The organism is Amycolatopsis sp. MtRt-6, assembly GCF_017308975.1.
In the GTDB taxonomy this organism is placed as follows: Bacteria; Actinomycetota; Actinomycetes; order Mycobacteriales; family Pseudonocardiaceae; genus Amycolatopsis.
In genome coordinates this window covers 100,214-119,476 of sequence record NZ_JADWPD010000011.1, presented here as the reverse complement: position 1 = coordinate 119,476, position 19,263 = coordinate 100,214, and the positions used below count along the sequence as shown (strand labels likewise).

16 protein-coding genes and 1 pseudogene are annotated in these 19,263 nt (G+C 70.4%); 6 read left to right on the top strand and 11 right to left on the bottom strand.

Annotated elements, in window-relative coordinates; genetic code table 11:
• Positions 1-11 precede the first annotated feature (11 nt).
• The 7 genes from I4Q55_RS20295 to I4Q55_RS20265 all read right to left on the bottom strand — a co-directional run bounded on the left by I4Q55_RS20295 (position 12) and on the right by I4Q55_RS20265 (position 5,635).
• Entirely contained in the window at positions 12-857 is an 846-nt protein-coding gene (locus tag I4Q55_RS20295) for an ABC transporter substrate-binding protein (RefSeq protein WP_206789732.1), read from the bottom strand.
• 14 nt (positions 858-871) lie between these two features.
• Positions 872-1,513, bottom strand: a complete 642-nt coding sequence (locus I4Q55_RS20290) for an amino acid ABC transporter permease (RefSeq protein WP_206789731.1) — start codon at positions 1,511-1,513, stop codon at positions 872-874.
• Positions 1,510-2,136 (bottom strand): amino acid ABC transporter permease, encoded by a 627-nt coding sequence (locus I4Q55_RS20285; RefSeq protein ID WP_206789730.1) that lies wholly within the window; start codon positions 2,134-2,136, stop codon positions 1,510-1,512. Before I4Q55_RS20285 ends, I4Q55_RS20290 begins: the two co-directional genes overlap by 4 nt.
• The gene (locus I4Q55_RS20280; protein ID WP_206789729.1) at positions 2,133-2,972 is read right to left on the bottom strand and encodes an amino acid ABC transporter ATP-binding protein; all 840 of its coding nucleotides are present in this window, start codon (positions 2,970-2,972) and stop codon (positions 2,133-2,135) included. Before I4Q55_RS20280 ends, I4Q55_RS20285 begins: the two co-directional genes overlap by 4 nt.
• A 94-nt stretch (positions 2,973-3,066) precedes the next feature.
• The gene (locus I4Q55_RS20275) at positions 3,067-4,191 is read right to left on the bottom strand and encodes an FAD-dependent oxidoreductase (protein WP_307793263.1); all 1,125 of its coding nucleotides are present in this window, start codon (positions 4,189-4,191) and stop codon (positions 3,067-3,069) included.
• Positions 4,188-4,505, bottom strand: a complete 318-nt coding sequence (locus tag I4Q55_RS20270; protein WP_206789727.1) for a bifunctional 3-phenylpropionate/cinnamic acid dioxygenase ferredoxin subunit — start codon at positions 4,503-4,505, stop codon at positions 4,188-4,190. Before I4Q55_RS20270 ends, I4Q55_RS20275 begins: the two co-directional genes overlap by 4 nt.
• Positions 4,502-5,635: an aromatic ring-hydroxylating dioxygenase subunit alpha gene (locus I4Q55_RS20265; RefSeq protein ID WP_307793262.1), complete on the bottom strand. Its 1,134-nt coding sequence runs from the start codon at positions 5,633-5,635 to the stop codon at positions 4,502-4,504. Before I4Q55_RS20265 ends, I4Q55_RS20270 begins: the two co-directional genes overlap by 4 nt.
• Before the next feature lie 198 nt (positions 5,636-5,833).
• On the opposite strand from I4Q55_RS20265, the gene I4Q55_RS20260 reads away from it, so the two are divergent.
• Together I4Q55_RS20260 and I4Q55_RS20255 are read left to right on the top strand one after the other, a co-directional pair.
• Positions 5,834-7,027 (top strand): CdaR family transcriptional regulator, encoded by a 1,194-nt coding sequence (locus I4Q55_RS20260; protein ID WP_206789725.1) that lies wholly within the window; start codon positions 5,834-5,836, stop codon positions 7,025-7,027.
• Positions 7,028-7,036: 9 nt separating this feature from the next.
• Positions 7,037-8,212 (top strand): FAD-dependent oxidoreductase, encoded by a 1,176-nt coding sequence (locus I4Q55_RS20255; RefSeq protein ID WP_206789724.1) that lies wholly within the window; start codon positions 7,037-7,039, stop codon positions 8,210-8,212.
• Here the strand turns inward: I4Q55_RS20255 and I4Q55_RS20250 are convergent.
• Positions 8,209-9,516, bottom strand: coding sequence for an FAD-dependent oxidoreductase (locus I4Q55_RS20250; protein ID WP_307793261.1), 1,308 nt, complete (start codon positions 9,514-9,516; stop codon positions 8,209-8,211). The genes I4Q55_RS20255 and I4Q55_RS20250 overlap by 4 nt on opposite strands.
• A gap of 231 nt (positions 9,517-9,747) precedes the next feature.
• Here I4Q55_RS20250 and I4Q55_RS50595 point away from each other — a divergent pair.
• Together I4Q55_RS50595 and I4Q55_RS20240 are read left to right on the top strand one after the other, a co-directional pair.
• A pseudogene (locus tag I4Q55_RS50595) lies at positions 9,748-10,780 on the top strand (SDR family oxidoreductase).
• Positions 10,777-10,926 (top strand): hypothetical protein, encoded by a 150-nt coding sequence (locus I4Q55_RS20240; protein WP_206789723.1) that lies wholly within the window; start codon positions 10,777-10,779, stop codon positions 10,924-10,926. The pseudogene I4Q55_RS50595 and the gene I4Q55_RS20240 overlap by 4 nt, the downstream one beginning before the upstream one ends.
• Before the next feature lie 342 nt (positions 10,927-11,268).
• Here I4Q55_RS20240 and I4Q55_RS20235 read toward each other — a convergent pair whose 3' ends face one another.
• Positions 11,269-14,118 (bottom strand): LuxR family transcriptional regulator, encoded by a 2,850-nt coding sequence (locus I4Q55_RS20235; protein ID WP_206789924.1) that lies wholly within the window; start codon positions 14,116-14,118, stop codon positions 11,269-11,271.
• A 265-nt stretch (positions 14,119-14,383) separates the two neighbouring features.
• The gene (locus I4Q55_RS20230) at positions 14,384-14,764 is read right to left on the bottom strand and encodes a trypsin-like serine protease (protein WP_242546364.1); all 381 of its coding nucleotides are present in this window, start codon (positions 14,762-14,764) and stop codon (positions 14,384-14,386) included.
• Positions 14,765-15,772: 1,008 nt separating this feature from the next.
• Between I4Q55_RS20230 and I4Q55_RS20225 the strand changes: the two genes are divergently transcribed.
• A complete protein-coding gene (locus I4Q55_RS20225; RefSeq protein WP_206789722.1) occupies positions 15,773-16,804 on the top strand; it encodes a ribosome-inactivating family protein in 1,032 nt (343 codons plus the stop codon).
• Positions 16,805-17,259: 455 nt separating this feature from the next.
• A complete protein-coding gene (locus I4Q55_RS20220; RefSeq protein ID WP_206789721.1) occupies positions 17,260-17,580 on the top strand; it encodes a hypothetical protein in 321 nt (106 codons plus the stop codon).
• Here the strand turns inward: I4Q55_RS20220 and I4Q55_RS20215 are convergent.
• The gene (locus I4Q55_RS20215; RefSeq protein WP_242546363.1) at positions 17,549-19,159 is read right to left on the bottom strand and encodes a multicopper oxidase family protein; all 1,611 of its coding nucleotides are present in this window, start codon (positions 19,157-19,159) and stop codon (positions 17,549-17,551) included. The two genes, I4Q55_RS20220 and I4Q55_RS20215, sit on opposite strands and share 32 nt — an antisense overlap.
• Positions 19,160-19,263: the final 104 nt, after the last annotated feature.

Below are 19,263 nucleotides of genomic sequence, written 5' to 3'. Positions count from 1 at the left end.
GATGTTCGCAGCTACTTCCCGTTGAGGGTCAAGCTGTCGTCCTGCTTCCAGTTCGCCAGAATCTTCTGCGTGGTGCCGTCCGCCCGCAGCGCCGCGATGTCGGCGTTCAGGGCCTTCCCGAACTCGGTGTTGGTCTTGGCGAAGGGCATGTCGACGCCGTAGATCGGCCGCAGATCCGGCGTCGCGGCACCGGGCACGAGGCGGGTCACCTGCAGTCCCGAGTAGCCGGACTTGTCGATCTGGTACCGCGCTTCGGCGGACGCGGCGACCGCGACTTCCACCCGGTTGTTCTTCACGTCGGCGAGCAGGTCCGATGTGGACGGATACTCGCGGACGCGGCCGGCACCGAGTGCGGCACGCAGCGGTTCGACGTACGCGGCGCCCGACAGTGCGCCGATCCGGCGTCCGCGCAGGGCGTCGATCGTGGCGGCAGGCGTCGCGGACACCGTCACGGTGTACTGGTAGTACAACGGATCCGTCTGCCCGACGACCTCGCCGCGCGCCGGGGTGATGTAGGCGCCCGCGGACAGCAGGTCGATCTTGCCCGCGTTCAGGCTCTGGATCGCGTCGGCGCCGCCGACCGCGACCGCGGTCACGGTAAGGCATTCCTTGGCCGCGATGGCAGCTCCGAATTCGGCGTCGATACCTTCCCACTTCTGGGAGACCGGGTTGACCGCGGAGTACGGCAGCGACGAGATCACCCCGACGGTCAGCGTCTTCGGCTTGACCGTCGGAAAAGTGTGAGCTGGTTTGCAGTCAGCGGCGACGGCGGGCGACGTTCCGGCGTCGGCACCGGAGCAAGCGGCCAGCGACAGGGTGCCGAGGACGGCCACGGCGGTCATCGTGCGTCGAGCCATGGTGCGTCTGCCTTTCAGAGAGCGGGACGGCGCCGGTGCAACCGGGCCGCGAGCGCGAGGAACGGGATGCTGAGCGCGGCGTAGAAGACGGCGGCGAGCAGGATGTAGTAGGTGTAGGCGAACTGCTGCGCGCCCAGGCTCGTCGCGCGGGCGAACAGGTCGGACGCGCCGACCACGCTCGCCAGGGAAGTACCCTGGAACAGGATCACCGTCCAGGAGATCAGCGGGGGCGCCGCGGCCCGGATCGCCTGCGGCAGCACCACCTTGGTGTGCACGGTCCAGCGGGGCAGCCCCAGCGCGTCCCCCGCCTCGACGTGGGCGTGGGGCACGGTGGCGATGGCCGCGGCCAGGATCGGTGCCGTGTAGGCGACGAACGTCAGCCCGAACGCGACACAGATGCTCAAGGTGTCGGTCAGGACGACATCTGCCGCGGGTAGTCCGTAGTAGACGAAGTAGAGGGTGACCAGCGCGGGCATGCCGCGGAGCACTTCGATCACGACGATCACGGGGACCGTCACCCAGCGGCGGCCGCTGCGGAGGCAGACGGCGGCGACGACCGCAAGGGGCAGTCCCATCGCCAGGGTCAGCGCGGTCAGCCCGAGCGTGGTCACGAACCCCGGGAGAAGCAGCGCGAGGTCGTGCGGCACGCCGGTCATGACCGCCCCTGCAGGATGCGCTGTTCGACCCGGCGCGCGGGCACGGCGACAAGGACGCTCAGAACGATGTAGAACGCCGCGGCCACCGCGAACACCTGGATCGGCTCGCCGAGGGCCTGCCGGTACTGGTTCGCCCGGAAGGTCAGCTCCGACAGGGCGAGCAGGGAGGCCAGCGAGCTGTCCTTCAGCAACGAGATCGCGTACGACGCCGTGGACGCGGCCAGCAGAGCGGCCGTGTTCGGCAGCATCACGCGCCGGTACTTGTCCCAGGTGGTCAGTGCGAGCGCGTCAGCCGCGTCGATCTGCCCCTGCGGCACGGCCTCCAGCGCCGCCCGGTAGATCTCCGCCATGTAGGCGGCGCCGACCAGCCCGAGTGCCACGACGGCGGCCGCGATCGGCGGCAGCTCGACCACGTTGCCCAGTCCATAGTAGACGGACAGCAGCCAGGCAACCGGCGGAACTCCCCGGAGCACCGCCACGTACGCTCCCCCGGCGAGCCGCAGCACGGCGAGCGGGCTGCGCCGGGCGATCGTGACGAGGGCGCCGAGGACCGCGGCGACGGCGAACGCGCCGAGTGTCACCTGGACGGTCGCGAGGATGCCGCGGGCGAGGAAGTCGATCATCCCAGTGTCCCTTCCACCGCGGCCAGGAAGTTCCGCACCCGGTCGTGCCTCGGGTCGTCGAGCACCTGGCCCGGCGGGCCGCACTCGAGGACGGTGCCGGCGTCGAAGAACACGATCCGGTCGGCGACCTGCCGCGCGAAGCCGAGCTCGTGGGTCACGACGATCATCGTCATGCCGGCGTCGGCGAGGCCGCGCATGACGCGGAGGACTTCGATCCGCAGCTCCGGGTCGATCGCCGAGGTCGGCTCGTCGAACAGCATGATCTCCGGGTCGAGCGCGAGTGCGCGGGCGATCGCGACGCGCTGCTGCTGCCCGCCGGACAGCGTCAGCGGCCGCGCGCCGGCCTTGTCCGCCAGGCCCACCGACTCGAGCAGTTCGCGGGCCCGGCGCACGGCCGCGTCCCGGCTGCGGCCGAGGCTGCGGACCTGCGGCATGGTCACGTTGTCCAGGACGGACATCGTGGGGAACAGGTGGAATCCCTGGAACACCATCCCGATCCGGCGGCGCAGCTCCCGCAGCTCGCGCACCGACGGGCACACGGTGGCAGCGCCGTCGACGGCCTCGAAGACGAGGTCGCCGTCCAGCCGGACCGAGCCGGCATCGGGGCGTTCGAGCAGGTTGGTGCACCGCAGCGCGGTGCTCTTGCCCGAGCCGCTCGGGCCGATCATCGCGACGACTTCGCCGCGGCGGACGTCGAGGTCGACCCCGCGCAGCACCGGAACCTCCGCGTGGCGGTGCGGGTGGAAGGTCTTGGTCAGGCCTGACAGCCGCAGGACCGCGCCGGGCGTGGTCTGGACGGCGTCGACGGCCGTCCGGGCTGGGGTGCTGTCCTGCATGATGCCCTCCGCTCTGGCGTGGGGTGCGGGAATCGTGGCAAGTCCGGACCCGCCGGGACGTCGTGCCGATGTCGGAACCTGGTGGCCGGCGCTGCTACAGCTGTCGAAGCCGGCGACGCAGCGCACCGAACGCTCTCGGCCGATCGAGCGCGGCGACGGCCGTCACCCGGGTTTCGTCTTCGTAGACCCCGGCGAAGCTCTCGCCGTCCAGTTCCCCTTCGACGACGCGGAACGTGTCGCCCGGACCGGGGCGGCCCGCCAGCTGCAGCCGGCTCCCGTACTGGTCGGACCAGAAGTACGGCGGCCGGTCCCCGACCGCGGGGCCCGGCGAGCCGAGCAGCGCCGCGGCCGCGACCTGTGCCTGGTCGACGGCGTTCGTCCAGTGCTCGACCCTGGCCGGACCGCACGGGAACTCGGCCGTGGCGACGTCGCCGGCCGTGAACACCGACGGGACCGTTGTGCGGCAGTACCGGTCGGCGGCCACTCCGCCGTCCGCGGCGAGCGCGACGCCGGAGCCCCGCAACCAGTCCGTCTCCGGGACCGCGCCCACCGCGACCAGCACGACGTCGGCGGGCAGCTCGGTCCCGTCGCCGAGGACCACCGCGTGCGGCGTGATCGCCGAGACCGGAGCCCCGCAGACGACCCGGACGCCGTGTTCGCGGTGGGTCCGCAGCAGGCGGCCCGCCACGGCCGGTCCGAGCGGCGCGAGCACCGCCGGCCCCGCTTCCACGATGGTCACCTCGACGCCGAGGCCGCGGCTGGTCGCGGCGACTTCGCACCCGATGAACCCGCCCCCGACCACGACCAGGCGGGCACCCGGCAGCAGCACGGCGGCGAGCCGGCGGGCGTCCTCCAGCGTCCTCAGGACGTGCACCCCGCGCGGCGCCGGGATGCTCCTGGCTCGCGCGCCGGTCGCGACGACCACGGCATCCGCGCGGACGTCCGAACCGTCGTCGAGCCGGACCGCGCGGTCGCCGGGCACCAGCGACACGGCCCTGCGGCCGAGTCGCCATTCGACGTCGAGGTCTTCGTCGAGGGCGATGTCCGCGGCGGTCACCTTGCCCGCCAAGAGGTCCTTGGACAGCGGTGGCCGGTCGTAAGGCCGGTGGGGCTCCGCGCCGATCAGGGCCAGGCGCCCGTCGAAGCCGAGTTCACGCAGCGCGCGGGCCGTGCCGGTACCGGCCAGGGACGCGCCGACGACGGCGACCGAGCCGATCACGGCGCCGGCCGGGTGACGAAGACGGAGCCGTCCCGGACGACCACCGGGTACGTCCGGACCGGACGCACGGCGGGCGGCCCGGACGGACGCCCGGTCCGCAGGTCGAAACAGGAGGCGTGGAGCGGGCATTCGACCGTGCGACCGTCGACGAAGCCTTCGGACAGGAAGGCTTCCTGGTGGCTGCACCGGTCCTCGACCGCGAAGAATTCGCCGTCCACGTTGAACACCGCGACCCGGGCGTCGAGTTCCACGACGACGGCGGCGCCCTCGGGGATGTCCGCCGCCCGCCCGGCGAAGACGGCCGCCCGCGTCATGCCACTTCTCCGAGCGAAGCCAGGTACCACCGGTAGAAGACGCCGATCTGGGTCTGCTCACTGGGCACGAGCACGCCGCCGTCGCGGTAGGCCCGCGAGGACATGTTCGGCTGACACCACTGCGCGGCCGCGAAGTCCTGCTCGTTGACCTTGCCGAACAGCGCGATCGCGTCGCTGACGTCGTAGTCGCCCGAGTCGACGACCTCGGCCGGGAACAGCCACTCGCAGACGGCCTTGGTCCGGTCCGGGGCGAGCGGCTCGAACCGGTGGACGATGACGTGGTCGGACACCAGGGAGATGAAGCAGTTCGGCCGGACGACCATGCCGTAGTAGAGCCGGTCGTCCTCCGGCAGCAAGTGGGGCAGCGTCGGCAGCACGGTGCGGCCGCTGAGCGAGAAGGAGTCCAGTTCGGCCGCGATGGCGTACCCGGTCGGGTCGTATCCGCCGGTGCCCATGGCCGGGGACTGGAACTCCGGGATCGTGTGCACCAGCTCGGGGTGGATCGTCCCGCAGTGGTAGCACTCCTGGAAGTTCTCGTAGATGAGCTTCCAGTTCGCCGCGACGTCGTACTCGACGCGCCCGCCGACCTTCAGCCCGCCCAGGTCGTACCGCTCGAACTTCGCGTAGTCGGCCAGCCGGGCCTCGATCTGCGGACGCAGCTGGTCACGCAGGGGCTCGGGCCGCTCGGCGAGGCTGACCCACAGCAGGCCTTCCCACTGCTCGACGTGCACGTCGTGCAGGCCGTACCCGTCCCGGTCGAGGCTGTCCATGGCCTGCCAGTTCGGCGCGGTGATCAGCCGGCCGTCCAGCCCGTACGTCCACGCGTGGTACGGGCACCGGATCGCCTTGCCGGTATCTCCCGTTTCGGTGAGGCACAGCTGCGCCCCGCGATGCCGGCAGACGTTGAGGAACCCGCGGATCACCTGGTCGCGCCCGCGCACCAGCAGGACGGTCTCGCGGCCGACCCGGCGGCGGAGGAACCGGCCGGGCGCCGGGATCTCGTCGGCGCGGCCGACGTAGTACCACTGGCTCTCGAAGATCAGCTCGTTCTCCGCCTCGAACACCGCGTCGTCGGTGTAGTAGTGGCTGCCCAGCGTCGGCATGAGGACGGAATCTCGGGTGGTGGACACGGTGTCTCCCGTTCTGTGGACGACCCGGAAACGGTAGGCAGGGCGCGAATTCACGCACGTCCGGCAGAAGTCGGGAGTTACCGCCCCCGGCATCGACAGATGTAGGAGCGCGCGCCGAGACGGTTTCGTGACGGCGCCCGGCTGGCCACCCGCCCGCCGCTGTCGTAGCTTCGACAGATGTAGGAGTGAGGAGCGAACATGCTGGAAGACGGCCTGCAACTCGTCGTCGAACAGCTGGCCGAGCGCCTCGGGCGGTCGGTCATCGTCGACGACCCGGCGCTGCGCCCGCTCGCCGTCAGCGCCCAGCTGGGCCAGGTCGACCAGTCGCGGATCGACGCCGTGCTCCAGCGGCGCACGAGCGACCCGATCCGGGCGATGATCACCGAACACGGGCTCAGCCAGGCCCGCGGCCCGGTCCGCATCCCGGCCAACGCCGAGCTCGGCACGCTCCCCCGGCTGGCGATTCCTTTGGTGGACAAGGGATACCACGTCGGCTACCTGTGGCTCATCGACAATCCCGCTCTCACCGAGGAGCAGGTCGGCGAGGCGGTCACGTGCGCGGCGGAGGTGGGCGGGCTGCTCGGCGAACGGCTCGCGCAGGAAACCGAGGAGACGGAGTCGACGCGCCGTTTGGTCGACGACCTTCTGCGACCCGACGCCGGGGTGCGCGAACGCGCTGCCGAGCGGATGCGTGACGTCCTCGACGGCACCGCACCCTACGTCGTCGGGGTGGTCCGCGCGCCCGGAGACCTCCGCCGGCTGGCGGGCGACGTGCGGCGCCGGGCGGGACGGCGGACCGTGGTGTGCGGCTCCGCCCGCACCGAGCTCGTGCTGATCACCCGCGAATCCCGGCGTGACCTCGTGGTCCGCGCCCTGCGGTCGGCCGCGCCCGGGTCCGTCATCGGCCTCCGCGGCGGCGTCGGATCCCTCGGGCTGGTCCGGGACGCCGGTGCGGACGCGCGATACGCCGCGGAGGTCGCCGAAGCCGTCACGACCTTCGACGGCCTGGCCGACTGGGCCGATCTCGGTCCGTACGCCGCTTTTCAGCACCTGGCGCGGACCGCGGACGGCCTGGAGCGGCTCTGCCCCGGCGTGTCGGCGCTCTGGGACGGCAGCCACGAAATGTACGAGTCCACCATCCGCGCGTACCTGGACCACGGCGCGAACGCCCAGAAGACGGCGACCGCGTTGCACATCCACCGCACGACGCTCTACTGGCGGCTCGCCAACGCCGAACGCCTCCTGGGCCTCGACCTCGCCCGCGGCGACGACCGCCTGCGCCTGCACATGGCCCTGACGTTCGCCGACCTCGTGTCGATCCGACATCTGTCGCACGGCGCCGCCCCGGACCCCGACGATCGCCCGAGTCGGCACGCGACGCCGTCGGCCTAGGGTCAGGCGATGACCACAGCGGACGCGCAGACCGTCGTCATCGGAGCCGGTGCCCTCGGCAGCGCCGCGGCCTACTGGCTCGCCGAGCGCGGCCAGACCGACGTCGTCGTGCTCGAACAGTTCGACCTCGGCCACGGCAACGGCGCCTCGCAGGACCATTCGCGAGCCATCCGGCACAGCTACCACGACAACGCCTACGGCCGCCTGACCCAGGCGGCGTACGACAACTGGGACCGGCTCGCGACGGAGAGCGGCCAAGCCGTCCTGCTGCGGACCGGCGGCGTCGAGATCGGGCTGCGCGGAACCGTCGGCGAAGAGATGATCGGCCGGTACCGGAAGATCCTCGCCGACCAGGGCCACCCTTTCGAGGCGGGCGACAACGCCCTGCTCGCCGAGCGGTATCCGCAGTTCCGGGTGGACGAGCCCGCCACGGTGACCTTCCAGCCCGACATGGGACTCGTCGACATCGGCAAGGCCGGGCAGACCCACCGCGCGCTCGCCGCCGCGTCCGGCGTGACGTTCCGGCCGCGCACCACCGTGACCCGCCTCGAAAGCCTCGACGACGCCGTGCGGGTCCACACCGGCTCCGGTTCGCTGCTGGCCCGGCATGTGGTCGTCACGGCCGGAGCCTGGACCGACTCGGTCCTCGCCGGGGCCGGCCAGACCTGGCGGACCACCGTCAGCCAGGAACAGGTCGCCTACTTCGTCCCCAAGGCACTGCGGCAGTTCACTCCCGACGTGTTCCCGGTGTGGGGCTGGTACGGTCCGACGCTGTTCTACGGTTTCCCGATCCACGGCGAGGTCGCGGTCAAGATCGCCCGCGACATGTCCGGCCGGTTCGTCACCACGTCGACCCGGTCGTTCGACCCCGTACCCGAGGAAACCGCTTTGCTGGAAGGGTTTTTGCGCGAGCGGCTGCCGGATGCGGCCGGGTTCGAGCTGTACAGCAAGACGTGCGTCTACGACATGCCCCCGGACCGCAACTTCGTCCTCGACACCATGCCCGGCCACCCCCGGGTCGTCGTCGGGATCGGCGCCGGACACGCCGGGAAGTTCGCCGGACTGTTCGGGGAGATCCTCTCCGAACTCGTCGTCGCGGGCCGGTCCCGCTACCCGATCGCCCCCTTCGCAGCCGACCGGCCGGCGCTCACCGACCCGTCGTTCACGCCGGTCTTCGCGCTCTAACCCATCACCGTGCCGGAACTGCCGGAGTTGAGCGGCCGCCGGCGTGAGAAAGCCGCCAGATCGATCTCCGCGCCGGTGTGCGGGGCGTGGAACCGCACCGGGAACTCGTCGTGGCTGCGGCCGTTCTCGACCTGCTCGACGATCGCGGCGAGGAACCGGCCCACGACCGGCGCGTTCTTGAACTGGTTGCCACTGGTCCCGATCGCCACGTAGAACCCGGGGAGATCGCTCTGGTCGTAGATCGGCGTCCAGTCGTCGGCGACGTCGTAGACACCGGCCACTCCCCTGGCCCGGTTCGGCACCGCCAGCTCCGGCAGCCGCCGCGCGGCCCGGGTCACCTGCGCGTCGAACACCGCTTGCGTCGGGTTCGGGTTCAGCGCGTCCGGGTCGTCGAGCCACTGCACCGGGTCGCACTCCGGCTCGGTCCCGCCCACCAGGAGACCGCCGCCGGTCTCGGGGCGGACGTAGGTGCCGAGATCCATGTCGGCGAAGCAGATCCCCTTGGTGCGCAACGGCTCCGGCGCCGGCACGTGGTGCACCTCCTGCCGCATCGGCCGCAGCCCCACGGTGAAGTCCCCGCCGACCCCGGCGAGCGCGTTCACCCGGCTCGACCACGGCCCGGCCGCGTTCACCACGATGGCGCACGCGAGCCGTTCCCCGCCGGCGAGCCGGACACCGGTGACCCGCTCGCCCCGGTCGATGCCGACGACCTCGCGGCCCAGCCGGAACTCGGCGCCGCGCGTGGCGGCCGCGTCCGCGAGGTTCCGCGCGGCGAGCTGCGGATCGTTCACGTAACCACCGTCGGGCGTGTACACCGCGCCCAGCGTCGCCTCGGCGTCCTTCCAGAAAGCGTCGTCGTCGACGCGTTTGGGCGGCCAGTACTTGCCGACGTCGATCCCCGGCACCCGCGCGGCCAGCGTGGCCGAATCCCATTCCTCATAAGGGATCCCGGCCGCGTCGAACAGGGGGAGGTAGGTCTTCCGCGGCGCGAGGTCGACGTCGAGCATCGCCAGCCCGGTCCGGACATACCGGGCGAGGTCGTGGCCGGCCGGCAGCTCGAGGTGATCCGCCCAGCTCTCCCAGCAGGCCCGCGACTCCCAGGCGGCGTCGACACCGGCCGCGGTCGAGAAGTTGAAGCGCACCACCGCGCTCGACGCGCTGGTCGAGCCGTGCCCGACACCGGCCGCCTTGTCCACGACGACCACGCCGTATCCGGCCTTGGCCAACTCGAAGGCGACCGACGCGCCCACCACCCCCGCCCCGATCACCACGACGTCCGCGCGCATGCTCGACTTCCTTCCCACCGGTCGTCCTTGCAGTGTCACGACCCGTCACACGACCGGCTTCAGGTCGCTGCCGAAGCTTGCCGAGGAGTTCTCCGACACCTGTAGGAGGTCGTCCCGATCACGGCGGCGGCCTGCCGCGTACGCTCCGCGATCGAGTACCTTGTCTACCGGCCGCCGCGCCAGAGACCGCGCTACGGACGCCGAGGCGTGGCGCTGTTCCAGGCGTGCTTGTCGGCGAGGGGTGTCCCTATGACGCTGCTATGTGGCGTCATAGGGATTGCAGGTGCGGTGCTGTGGTGTTGCTGGAGAGTGCGGAAGAGCTGCTCACCCAGGTCCTGCGCGACGAGTGGGGTTCGAGGGCGCCGTCGTCTCCGACTGGGGGCCGTCAGCGACCGGGTCGCCGCCCTGGAAGCCGGTCTCGAAATGCCGGGCAGCGGTGGGGTCACCGACGCCGAGATCATGGCGGCGGTGCAGCGCGGTGAACTCGACGAAGCGGTGGTGGACCGCAGCGTGCAGCGGGTGCTCGCCCTCACCGAACGGGTCACGCCCGCGACCGGCACCCCCGAAACCCGGGTCGCCGTCATCGGCGAGTTCGCCGTGGAGGCACGGTTCCAGGGTGGCGGCAGCTCGCACGTCAACCCGACCCGCGTCGACACCGTCCTCGACGCGATCGGCCAGGCGACCGTCTTGCGCCTTCTCTCCGAGGGCGCGCACGTCGTTGCGGTGGACGTCGCCGAAAGCGGCCTCAAGGAGACCACTGACCGCGCCGACAGCGACCGGCTGACCGCCCGCGTGCTCGACATCTCGGACGAGGCGGCGGTCAAGACCGTCGTCGCGGAGAGCATCGACCTGCTTGGTGGCCTCGACGTGCTCGTCAACGCCGCGGGCATCCTCCGCGGCGCTCACACCCACGAGTGCGAGCTCGAGATGTGGAACCGGATCATCGAGGTCAACCTGACCGGCACGTTCCTGGTCACCCGCGCCGGCCAGCAAGGGCGGCATTCAGTCGTTCACCCACGCCATCGCGCAGGAGTACTCCAAGCAAGGCCTGCGTGCGGTGTGCGTCGCCCCCGGCAGCATCCGCAGCGGCATCACCGAAACCACGATCCAGCACCTGCCCGAAGACGTCGACTGGCAGCTGTTCGGCAAGCTCCAGCCGGCCATCGGCGAAGGCTTCGCCCCGCCCGAGTCCGTCACCGGTGTGATCGCCATGCTCGCCTCCGAAGACGGGTCGTTCATCACCGGCACCGAAATCCGCGTCGACGGCGGAACCCACCAGTGACCGCACCCACTCACCTGCGCGTCGAGCACCTCGAAAACCCGCTGGGCACCAGTCTCGCCCGGCCACGGCTGTCCTGGTGGCTCCCCGCCGGCGCCACGACGCAGTCCGCCTACCGGATCCGCGGCACTCCCAGGTCCGCTCCGTGAGCGGCGTCAACGAAAATCCGAACCCCTCGGGCCACTGAAGACCTCGCGGAGCATGCGAGGCACAATGGAAGGTGAACCGGACTCGGGTGAATCACGCGAGTCCGGTTCGCGTACTGCTGGGCGTGGCGCGTGCGGTCGAGTCCAGCGACGCGCAACCAGATCGGCGAGTTGGTGCCGGCGGCGACGCCGAACGTCCGCGGGCTGAGCGTGCTCTCGTTCCAGTTGCATACCATCGATCTCAACAACTCCGCCTGATCGATAGGCGGGACACGCGGGGCCGTCGCCGTCGCGGCCAGCAGCCCTGCCGGCCATGTCGCCAAGGCGAGCAACGAACTGGACCATTCAGGTGCGGGCGGGGCCGTCCGGACGGGACAGAGTGGTGCGGACGCCCTTGCGGTCCGTGCCCAGCTTCGCCAGGATCCGGGCCACGTGTTTCTCGACCGTGCGGGGCGAGAGGAACAGGGTCTCGGCGATGTCGGAGTTGGTGGCACTGCGGCTGAGGAGTTCGGCGACCTCCAGCTCGCGGGGTGACAGCTCGTCGCCGTACCCCCGGCGTCCGCGCCGGCCTGATTCCTCGACCCCCAGCGCACGCAGAGTGTGCTGGCAGCGCAAGGCATCCGCGATCGCGCCGAGTCCGGTGTGGACACGCGCGGCGTCGGTGAGATGCGTGGCCGCGTCCTCGGGATGGGAGGGCGCCAAGGCGTTCGCGAGGTGTTCCGCGGCCTGTGCTGCGTGGTAGGGCCTGCCGATGTCCTGCCATGCGGCGCGGGCCGCGGCGAAGTGCTCGGCGGCGGTGGCCGGTGCGCTGTCCCGCACGAGCAGTCCGGTGGCGAGCTCCAGTTCGGCCGTGGCAGCGGGAGCGTCCCGGCCCCGTGCCCCGCGTGCGGCATCGGCCACGAGCCGCTCGGCTTCCTCGCGGTGTCCATCGGCCAGTGCGGCTTCGACCGCGACCGGGACCAGGCCCGTGGTTCGCGTCCAGCTGCCGAGCCGGCGCAGCATGGTCACCGCTGGTTCGGCGCTCGCCCATGCCGCCCGCGGGTCCTTCTGTGCGAGTCGCACCGCGGTGAGGCCGGCGGCGATGCTCATGCTCACGTCCGCCTCGGACGTCTCACGTCCACGCCCGGCGGCGGCGAAGTGCTCAAGCGCCTGGGAATGTTTGCCCTGGGCGAGCGCAAGATGCCCCCGATACAGGGCGCGGTCGAGGTCGGCCTGCCGGACGTCGGGATAGGTCCGGCACAGCACGTCGTACTGCTCGTCCAGACCGGCCCAGCGACCCGCCAGCCAGTCCGCGCGCAGCAGCCTGACCCGAGTGAGGCACTCGAGCGGGGCGTTCTCCGTGCGGGCAGCCAGGTCCTGGCTCTCCAGCATCAGGGCGCGGGCGCGCCGGTCGTGGCCGAGCTGGAGGGCCGCCTCGCTGAGGTTGTACAGCGCTTGGCACATCCGACGCAGCACGGGCTCGGCCGCGTCCCGGCGTGGCAGCCGGTCCACCAGCGGCCACACGGCCGGATCGCCGGCCCTGGCCATCAGCATGAGCCGGGTGACCTGGACATCTGTCCGGGCCAGCTCGTCAGTGCTGTCACGCACGGCCTGCTCGGCCCGGTCGAGCCACTCCCACGCGTGCGCGGCGGCACCGTCGTACTCGTTCAGTGCCAGCGCGATCATGGCTCTGGCCGCTTTGTGCGGGAGCGTGCCCAGCTCGTCGACGGCGCGTTCGAGCTCGCAAAAACCCGCCGGGTCGCCCGCAAGGTTGAGCATGATCAGCCCCAGACCGAGGCGGATCTCGCCGCGGATCTCCTCCGGCAGCCGGTAGTCGGCGAGCACGGCGGTGAGCACGGAGGCGGTCGCGGCGTAGTCGACGCCGGCACTGGCAATTCTGGCGAGCCCGAGCGCGGCCCTGGACCGCCGGTCGGCGCCGATGTCCTGCCGGTTCAGGATCTGGCGCAGGAGGGTGGCGGTGGTGCCGGTGTCACCGAGCGCCACGGCCTGGTCGGCCGCTTGTTCCACGCGCACGAGCCAGGTTTCGTGGTCACCCGCGGCGAGCGTGTGGTGCGCGACCTGCACCAGCGGCGCCGGATCGTGGGTCTCGAACACCTCGACGGCCCGCCGGTGCAGGCGGATGCGACGCGGGCCGGGGATGTGCCGGTAGGCGACCTGCTGCGCCAGCACGTGCCGGAAGCCGTATCGGCCCGTGCCGACCTCCCTCAGCACGGCGGCGTCCAGTACGTCGATGATGCCCTGAGCGCCCTGCTCGGGATCCAGCCCGGCGATCTCCGCCAGCAGGGCTTCGGTGGCGGGGACGGCGAGCACGGCCGCCGCTTCGACCACCGCCGCCCCGGCCGGTGACAGGGCGACGAGCCGCTCGGTGACCGCCGCACGCAGTCCCAGTGGCACGTCGGCGTGCTCCAGCGCGGCGGCGTCCTGCCGCTCCTGGTGGCGGAAGGTCAGCAGATCTTCCTCGGCGACCAGCGGCAACCCCTCGCTGCGGCGGTGCAGCACAGCACAGAGCTCCGGCGTGGCCCTGGCACCGAGCACGGCCCCGGCCAGCTCGGCGACGTCGGTCTCGGTCAGCGGCGCCAGCCGGATCACCGTGGGGCGGCAGGCGCCACCGAGCACACAGGACCGGTCCTCGGCGCGCCAGGTCAGCACCAGGGCGAGGTGGCCGGGCAGGTCGCGGGCCAGCATCAGGAGCAGCTCGCGGGTGGCGTCGTCGACCCAGTGCAGGTCCTCGACGACCACAATCACCCGGCCGAGCGAGGCGAGCACCGACCGCACGGCCTGGATCAGCTGGTGCCGGGCGACGCCCGGATCGTCCGGTGTCGACGGTGCGGGCGGCAGCAGGCCGGCGAGGTCCGGGAGCAGCGGTGCCAGCGCACCGGCTGTGGGCGGCAGCTCGGCACCCGGCAGCCAGGGGCCGACCTTGCGCAGCGCTTCCACCACCGGCCCGTAGGGTAACGGCTCGCGCAGCGGGTGGCAGAAGCCGGTCACCACCCGCCACCCCTCCCGCTCCAGGATCGTGATGGCCTCACGCACCAGCCGGGACTTACCCATGCCGGCATCGCCTTCGACCACGACCACGGCCGGCGCGCGCCGGACGGCGTCGACCAGCTGCCCTAGTTCGTGACGGCGGCCGACGAATGCGAAACCCCGGCCAAATCCGGCATTCCGATCCACCGTGTCACCGCCCTCCCGCATACCCATCTTTTGCGCATACTACCCACTCAAATTCGTTCCCCATTGCCTTCGGCCTGCGCATGACCCGCATCGTCTGGATCGTTCGAGAGGCCGACGGCGCGATCACGCTCACTCCACACCGTGCAAGCGGAGCGGAAACACCATGATCGACTCGCTGTTCGCGTCGGAGGCCCGCACGCTTGCTGCCTCACAGCGCACCACCAGGCCCGGGCGCGGCGCACGTGCACTACACGCCCGCAGACACGCCGCGAGCCGTGTCGTAGATCTAGGTCCGGAAGTCCGGCGAACTGGTGTAGGCGGTCGGCGAGACGCCCAGGTACTCGTCGGCGGCGCGGCTGCAGGTGCCGACCAGTTGCGGCACTCCGTCCACCACGGCGGCGGGGCCGCCGGAGTCCCCGCCGCCGGGGCCGTCGGTGCCGTGCGGGTTGTCGTGGCAAATCTCCCCGGCGGACTGCTGCGCGTCGGCGCACTGGTCCGGTGCCGGCACCGTCGTGTGCAGTTGTTGAAGCCGCTTCGGCAGGTCGCTGGTGTCCCCGTCGGGCTTGTCGGCGCCCCAGCCATAGAGCGTCACCGGGTCCCCGGGGCGGCCTGCGTGTCCGGCGAACTGGATCGGCTGCACGTTGACCGGGTGATCCAGCTTGAGCATCGCGATATCCTCCACCCGCTGTGCGGGCGCCCCGCCGACCACTGCCCCCCGTTACCTTCTTCGTAGTTCCTGATCAAGGAGCTGTGGTCGCCAGGTCCGGCATGACTTTGTCCCAGAACTCAACGAGACCCTGCTGAGCAAGGTGGCGAGCCACCTTGGCCGGAAGCCGGAGGACCACGGCGACGGAGATGATTCACCCTGCCCCGCGCAGGCAGGTCCGGAGACCGACATCAGCTTCCGCTTCCCGGCCGCGTCGGACAGCGTGATCGGGGTCGAACTCGAGAACTCCTCCGGTGACGGCCCCGAAGACCGAAACTGTGGACGGTCACGAGATCGTCCGGCCCCGCACGGAGCCATCAACGACACGGTACGCGGCGTCCTGGACCGGCCGACGGCAATGCGGAGTGTGGACACCCTCGACTGGAGGATCCGCGACAGCGAGAAAGTGGCCCAATCCGTCCCTGATCGGGTCAAAACCCCGGCGACATCGTGCTCATGCACGACATCCGCCCCACGACGGTCGCGGCCGCACCGAATCCTCAATGGACTGAAAGAGGCCGGATACGACTTTGTCACCGTCGGTGAGCTGTTCGGTCAAACCCGGCTGGACCCCGGGCCACCTATGTAGCGAGAACCCGTGAGCATTCGGACGGAACTGACAGTGGCAGGGCGCCGCCGGGGCTGCCCAAGGTCTGGTTGACCTGGTGCGCTGGTGCTCGGCTGAGCAGCGGCATGCGGGAGTTCTCGACGAGGAACTGCCGGTCGGCCTCCGCATCACCGTCCTTTGCGGGCACCCTGCCCCCGGTCGGTCACGTGCAGTAATCAGGGCTGGGCAGGCGTCATCGGTTCTGCCCATCTATTGGGCGCAGCTACCCACTGAAATGCGTCCCCATTGTTTCGACCTGCCCAGGCTCGCATCGTCAATGCCGTCCACAAGCGTCAGTCCCGGACGCTTCCAGAGGCAGACATCGGTCTCTGGTCCCCAAACAGCTGGAGAGTTCGAGAACCATGTCCCACCCCGACGTCACGACGGCCGCTGAACCGGCGGTCACCTCCGTCAAGAAGCCCGCGCCCGCGAGGGCGTTCCGCAGGCTCCTCCCCACGACGTTCCTGGCGGCGACGCTCGCCGTCGCGACCCTCGTCTCCGAGGTCCACATCCCGGCCACACCCACGGTGCAGGCCGGCGGTGTCCCCGGTAGCAGCCCGAGCATCAAGCTGGTCCAGGACCAGACCCCGATCTTCTGGTGGAACGGAAGCCGGTGGGACTACTTCGGCTTCATCAACGCGATCCGTCGTTCCATGAACGTCTACAACAACTATGTGCCGGGTTCCAGCAACACCATCGATCACACCGACCCGTGGAACCGCAGCGGCTCCTTGGACGTCGTCGTCGGGTCCCGGAACGGCCATCAGGTTCGCATCCGGCTGCGCCGCTCCGACATGTACGTCCTCGGCTGGTTCGACCGGAATGGCACGTACCAGTACCTCGGGAACTGGACCGAAGCCAACGGCCCGGGCGGCAGCAACATCCACCAGGCCCTGGACACGCCGTCCTACGACGGAATCGAACGGATGGCGAACCTCGGCAACCCCGGCCAGTGGCGCTCGCGCTACACAGCGCGGTTCAACCAGGACGTCGTCAGCGCTTCCGCGGACAACCTCTGGAACGCCGATTTCAACCACCCGGAACTCATCGGGCAGGCGCTGCTCGTGCTGGTGCAGTTCATCTCGGAAGCCACGCGGTTCCGTGGCATCTCGGACACGATCGGCTGGGGCGGGTTCGCCGACCGGTCGGCGGACAACTGGCAGTTCAACACCAACATCCCGTCGCAGCTCGTCGACATGGAGAACAACTGGGGGCAGATGAGTGAGCGCTTCGACTGGATGCTGGAGAACAACGCGCAGGACAGCCCTGGCAACGCGTTCACCGGGTTCTGGCGGAACCCGGACGGCTCCATCGCCAGCCGGCTCCTGATCACCATGGCCGACTACGGGCTGGTGTTCAACCTCGTCAAGGGCTTCCCCGGTCGCCGGCAGTGACAACGAACAGATCTCCCCAGGGGCTGCCCTGGGGAGATCCGTCGTGCCCACCGGGTCAGCCGAAGAGCGGCCAAGCCGAGCATTCCCACCCGCGAGTGACCCTGACAGTCGTCGGACGACCACTACATCCGGGCTGGGCGCGATCGTGGAGCACGGGACGACCGCCCGGCCTCACGGTGACAAAGCGCACTGCGACGAGCGCAGCGGGAATCTCGCGCGGTCCGCCTGCTCCCTTCACCGCATCGCCTTGATCAGCAGCCGGACGACAGCGAGGGAGGTGACCCAGTGCCCGCCGGGTGGGAGCGCGGCGGGCACCGGGTGTGGGGTCACGGGCGGATGAGGTCGGCCCAGTCGTCCCACCAGGGGACTGTAAAACGAGCGGCTCTGGCGCACTTTCGGTGGTGGTTCGGTGGGTCCCCGGGTCGGACGGGGTTGCGGGGTTGCCATGATCGTTTGTGGCTGAGATGGCGGACATGGTCGGTGCGGTGTTCTCGGGGCTTTCGGCGCTGTCGATCGAGGGGGTCGAGGACGCTGGAGATGTGATCGTGGTCCGGGCATCAACCAGGGATGAGGCGACGTCGCTGCCTCACCGGCCTCCGCAGCACCGCGGCGGTCACTCACCACACGTCGCCGTCGTTCCAGCCGCCGGGGTCCGGGCCGCCGTAGTAGTGGTCGCCGAACGCGTTGCTCAGCGCCTGGAACAGCAGCGCGCCACCGACGACCCGGCGGCCATATTCAGGAAGCCTATCCAGTGCCGCCGGCGGCACTCACGTTGACGTAGCCCATCATGCCGTTGTCCTCGTGGCCGGTGATGTGGCAGTGGAACATCCACTTCCCGGTGAAGTCGCTGAAGCGGATCCGGATCACCACTTTTCCGGCCACGCCGTCGACCGCGTGGGGAACGGTCACGCCATCCCGGTAATCAGCAGGCGGCTGGGCAACACCGTTCACGCTGAGGACCTGGAACGGTGCGGTGTGGATGTGGAACGGATGGTTCTGGCCACTGGTGTTCGTGAGCGTCCATTCTTCGACCGTGCCGAGTGCGGCCGGTTCCGCGAACGTCGGCTGCATGTCGAACAGCTTGCCGTTGATGGAGAAGTTGTTGCCGCCGTCGTCGTTGAGTTCCACGCTGCGAGACCGGGCGACGGGTTCACCGGACAGATCGGGCAGGGATCCGGGAAGCGGCCCGGCGATCTGGGGCGAGGCGCTCATGCCCGCGGGTCCAGCACCGTCGCCCTGTTGGACGTCGACCTTCATCAGGGTGGTGTCGGGGTAGTTGTCGGCGGTCGGGCCGGTCGAGTAGGCCAGGGTTCGCAGCCAGGTCGATCCGGGGGCTCCGGCCGTCACCAGGACGTCGAAACGTCCGCCGGGTGGCAGCAGGAGGTGGTTGACCTGAGCCGGTGCCGCGGAGGGGTTTCCGTCCTGGCCGACGATCGTGAAGCTGCCGCCGTCGAGCTGGAGGTCGTAGGCGATGGCGTAGCCCTCGTTGGCGATCCGCCACAACTGGGTTTCCCCGGCCGCCATGGTCAGCGTCGGCTGGTATTGGCCGTTGACCAGGCGAACCGTCGCCGAGGCGGGCTCGAGGACCCCGTCCGGGTAGACGATCGAACTGCCGTCTTTGAGCTGGGCGTCCTTGAGTGCCAGGGTGTGCGCGGTGACGCCGCGGTAGGCGGGCGGCAGCGATTCGCGGTTGTCCCCGACGATGATGGTTCCCGACAGCCCGGCCCCGATCTGGCTCTCGGTTCCGTCGCAGCGGCCGTTCGCCGGGTCGGCGGGCATCGTCATCCCGGGCATCGACTGGCCGCTCTTGGGGCACATGTCGTGGTCGTGGTACCAGTACGTCCCCGGCGGCTGGTTCGCGGGAATGTCGAGCTGGTAGGTCAGAGTCCGGCCTGGCTTGCCGGACAGGAAGATGTTGTCCGCGTTCCCCTCCGGGGACAGGTGCAGCCCGTGGAAGTGCAGGTTGGTCGACGTGCCCAGCTTGTTGACCAGGTTCAGGGTGACCCGCTGGCCGGGCACCACGTGCAGCGTCGGCCCGACGAGGCTCCCGTTGTAGGTCTCCGCCATCACCTTCTTGCCCGAGATCATCACCTCCTGCTGAACGGCCGTCAGCTCGACCGTCAGGTCCCCCGGGGTTGCCGGATTGAGGTCGGGCGGATCCGCCAGCGCGGCGCCGGGAACCATGCCGGACGCCTGCTCCTCGGCAGCCGGCACCTTTCCGCCGGTCCCCGGCTGCGGCCCGCCGCTCTCGCACCCCGCGAGGCAAGCGGACAACAGTGCGGCCCCGGCAGCGAGGGCTCCAAAGCGGACAATGCGCGATCGAGGCGCGATTGAACGTGCGGTCAAGAAGGGCATTCCTCTCCGGGCGACGGAACAGACATCGTCCCGATGAACGGGAAGATCATAAGGTCGCCGGGTGGACCTTCCGGGTCATGCCACCTGACACAACCCGAAGGTGT

Coding starts and splice junctions, on each gene's coding strand:
- I4Q55_RS20255 (WP_206789724.1), top strand. CDS start 7,037: ATGACCACAGCGGACGCGCAGACCGTCGTCATCGGAGCCGGTGCCCTC.
- I4Q55_RS20270 (WP_206789727.1), bottom strand. CDS start 4,505: ATGACGCGGGCGGCCGTCTTCGCCGGGCGGGCGGCGGACATCCCCGAG.
- I4Q55_RS20215 (WP_242546363.1), bottom strand. CDS start 19,159: ATGCCCTTCTTGACCGCACGTTCAATCGCGCCTCGATCGCGCATTGTC.
- I4Q55_RS20295 (WP_206789732.1), bottom strand. CDS start 857: ATGGCTCGACGCACGATGACCGCCGTGGCCGTCCTCGGCACCCTGTCG.
- I4Q55_RS20285 (WP_206789730.1), bottom strand. CDS start 2,136: ATGATCGACTTCCTCGCCCGCGGCATCCTCGCGACCGTCCAGGTGACA.
- I4Q55_RS20290 (WP_206789731.1), bottom strand. CDS start 1,513: ATGACCGGCGTGCCGCACGACCTCGCGCTGCTTCTCCCGGGGTTCGTG.
- I4Q55_RS20280 (WP_206789729.1), bottom strand. CDS start 2,972: ATGCAGGACAGCACCCCAGCCCGGACGGCCGTCGACGCCGTCCAGACC.
- I4Q55_RS20230 (WP_242546364.1), bottom strand. CDS start 14,764: ATGCTCAAGCTGGATCACCCGGTCAACGTGCAGCCGATCCAGTTCGCC.
- I4Q55_RS20235 (WP_206789924.1), bottom strand. CDS start 14,118: ATGCGGGAGGGCGGTGACACGGTGGATCGGAATGCCGGATTTGGCCGG.
- I4Q55_RS20225 (WP_206789722.1), top strand. CDS start 15,773: ATGTCCCACCCCGACGTCACGACGGCCGCTGAACCGGCGGTCACCTCC.
- I4Q55_RS20260 (WP_206789725.1), top strand. CDS start 5,834: ATGCTGGAAGACGGCCTGCAACTCGTCGTCGAACAGCTGGCCGAGCGC.